Here is a 2,349-nt window from a genome sequence, read left to right as displayed (position 1 = left end):
ACCGGGACGCATGTCGTCCCGGTCGGCCTTTTTCGCATTTCCGTCCGCATTTCCCTCGCGTCACCGCTTCGTCGCACCAGTGCCCCGTCGCATCAGCGCTTCGCAGCCCGTCGCTTTTCGTATCGGCTCAGGAACTCCAGGAGAACGATCACCGTGCAGCTCGTCGTCGGCAAGATCGGCCGTGCCCACGGCATCAGGGGGGACGTCAGTGTCGAGGTCCGCACCGACGAGCCGGAACTCCGGCTCGGCCCGGGTGCTGTCCTGCTCACCGACCCCGCGTCGACCGGACCGCTGACCGTCGAGTCCGGCCGGGTGCACAGCGGTCGGCTGCTGCTGCGCTTCGCCGGCGTCAAGGACCGCAACGCGGCCGAGGCCCTCCGCGGCACCGTGCTCATCTCCGAGGTCGACCCGGAGGAACGTCCCGATGACCCGGAGGAGTACTACGACCACCAGCTGATCGGCCTGGACGTGGTGCTGCTGGACGGCACCCTGGTCGGCGAGCTGACCGAGGTGCTTCATCTGCCGTACCAGGACCTGCTCACGGTCGAGAAGGCCGATGGGACGGAGGTGCTGGTGCCCTTCGTCAGCCAGATCGTGCCGACCATCGACCTGGAGAACCAGCGCGCTGTGATCACCCCGCCGGCCGGGCTGATCGACCCGGAGCAGGCCGAGGTCGTGGGGACGTCCTCCGCCGAGTCCGCCGAGCCGGCTGAGTCCGCCGAGGGTTCGGAGGAGTCGGAGTGACCGGTCGGGAGAGCGCCGAGGGGCGTGTCGAGGTCGGGGCCGAGGTCGGGGCCGAGGTCGGGGCCGGGTCCGAGGACGGCGTCGAAGCCGGGGAGGGCGTCGAGGCGGCCGGTGGCGTCGCGTCGAGTGGCGTGCAGAGCGGTATGCGGATCGACGTCGTCACGATCTTCCCCGAGTACCTGGAGCCGCTGGACATCTCGCTGGTCGGCAAGGCCCGCGCCCGCGGTCAGCTGGACGTGCACGTCCACGACCTGCGCTCCTGGACCCATGACGTGCACCGCACGGTGGACGACAGCCCGTACGGCGGCGGCCCCGGCATGGTGATGAAGCCCGAGCCGTGGGGCGAGGCGCTGGACGCGGTGATCGCGGGTGGGCCCGAGGGCCAGTTGCCCACGCTGGTCGTGCCGACCCCGAGCGGACGCCCGTTCACCCAGGAGCTCGCCCAGGAGCTGGCCGGGCGCCCCTGGCTGGCCTTCACCCCCGCGCGGTACGAGGGCATCGACCGTCGGGTGATCGAGGAAGCGGCCACCCGGATGCCGGTGGTCGAGGCCTCGATCGGCGACTACGTGCTGGCCGGTGGCGAGGTCGCGGTGCTGGTGATGGTCGAGGCGATCGCCCGGCTGCTGCCCGGAGTGCTCGGCAACGCCGAGTCCCACCGTGACGACTCCTTCGCGCCGGGTGCGATGGCCGACCTGCTGGAGGGCCCGGTCTACACCAAGCCCGCCGAGTGGCGCGGCCGGACGGTGCCGGAGGTGCTGCTCAGCGGCAATCACGGCAAGATCGCCCGCTGGCGGCGCGAGCAGGCCTTCGCCCGGACCCTGGAGAACAGGCCGGACCTGGTCGAGCGCTGGCAGTACGGCGCCTTCGACAAGAAGGAGCGGGAGGCGCTGAGCATCCTCGGCCTGGTCTGGGACGAGAAGCTCGGCCGATTTCGGTCCGCGACCGCTGATGTGGAAGAATAGGCGGCTGCTGTCTGTCGCTGGTTCCCTTCCGTAGGGGACACGTGGACCGGCGCCCTCGCCACGGGGGGATCGTCGTCAGCCGATGCGGCCCGCAGCAGACCCCATTGTGACGATTTTCCGTGGGCGGCCCGTGGCGCCTGCGATGGAGAGCAACATGAGCAACAAGCTCGCTGCTGTCGACGCGGCCTCGCTGCGTACCGACATCCCGGCCTTCCGCGCCGGTGACACCCTGAAGGTCCACGTCCGGGTCATCGAGGGCAACCGCTCTCGTGTCCAGGTCTTCCAGGGCGTCGTCATCCGTCGCCACGGCGCCGGTGTCGGCGAGACCTTCACCGTTCGCAAGGTCAGCTTCAACGTCGGCGTGGAGCGCACCTTCCCGGTGCACACCCCGGTCGTCGAGAAGATCGAGGTCGTCACCCGCGGTGCGGTTCGCCGCGCCAAGCTGTACTACCTGCGTGACCTCCGCGGCAAGGCCGCGAAGATCAAGGAGAAGCGCGACCGCTGATCCACCGGCCCCCGGCCTCGCCGGGGGATCGGAACGCTCGGAAGGGGTCGAACGACCGCAAGGTAAGCTCACCCCCCGATGAGCACGCATGAACCACCCGCGGACCGCGACGGCAGTCCCGCACCCACCGGTGCGGAC

At 70.3% G+C, this 2,349-nt stretch carries 3 protein-coding genes; all 3 read left to right on the top strand.

What is annotated here, in order from left to right:
• Window positions 1-153 precede the first annotated feature (153 nt).
• On the top strand, window positions 154-744 hold the full coding sequence (rimM, locus tag ACFRMQ_RS40215) for a ribosome maturation factor RimM (RefSeq protein ID WP_380735864.1): 591 nt from the start codon (window positions 154-156) through the stop codon (window positions 742-744).
• Between the two features lie 143 nt (window positions 745-887).
• A complete protein-coding gene (gene trmD / locus ACFRMQ_RS40210) occupies window positions 888-1,706 on the top strand; it encodes a tRNA (guanosine(37)-N1)-methyltransferase TrmD (protein ID WP_380735865.1) in 819 nt (272 codons plus the stop codon).
• Between the two features lie 154 nt (window positions 1,707-1,860).
• Complete coding sequence (gene rplS, locus ACFRMQ_RS40205) at window positions 1,861-2,211, top strand: 50S ribosomal protein L19 (RefSeq protein ID WP_030243502.1); 351 nt, start codon at window positions 1,861-1,863, stop codon at window positions 2,209-2,211.
• The last annotated feature ends 138 nt before the right edge of the window (window positions 2,212-2,349 follow it).

It is taken from the genome of Kitasatospora sp. NPDC056783 (assembly GCF_042789895.1).
Classification (GTDB): domain Bacteria; phylum Actinomycetota; class Actinomycetes; order Streptomycetales; family Streptomycetaceae; genus Kitasatospora.
The sequence above is the reverse complement of the archived record's forward strand: the minus strand, read 5'-3'. Positions and strand labels throughout refer to the sequence as shown.

Excerpts from the sequence above, each read along its gene's own strand:
- trmD (WP_380735865.1), top strand. The coding sequence starts at position 888 with ATGCGGATCGACGTCGTCACGATCTTCCCCGAGTACCTGGAGCCGCTG.
- rplS (WP_030243502.1), top strand. The coding sequence starts at position 1,861 with ATGAGCAACAAGCTCGCTGCTGTCGACGCGGCCTCGCTGCGTACCGAC.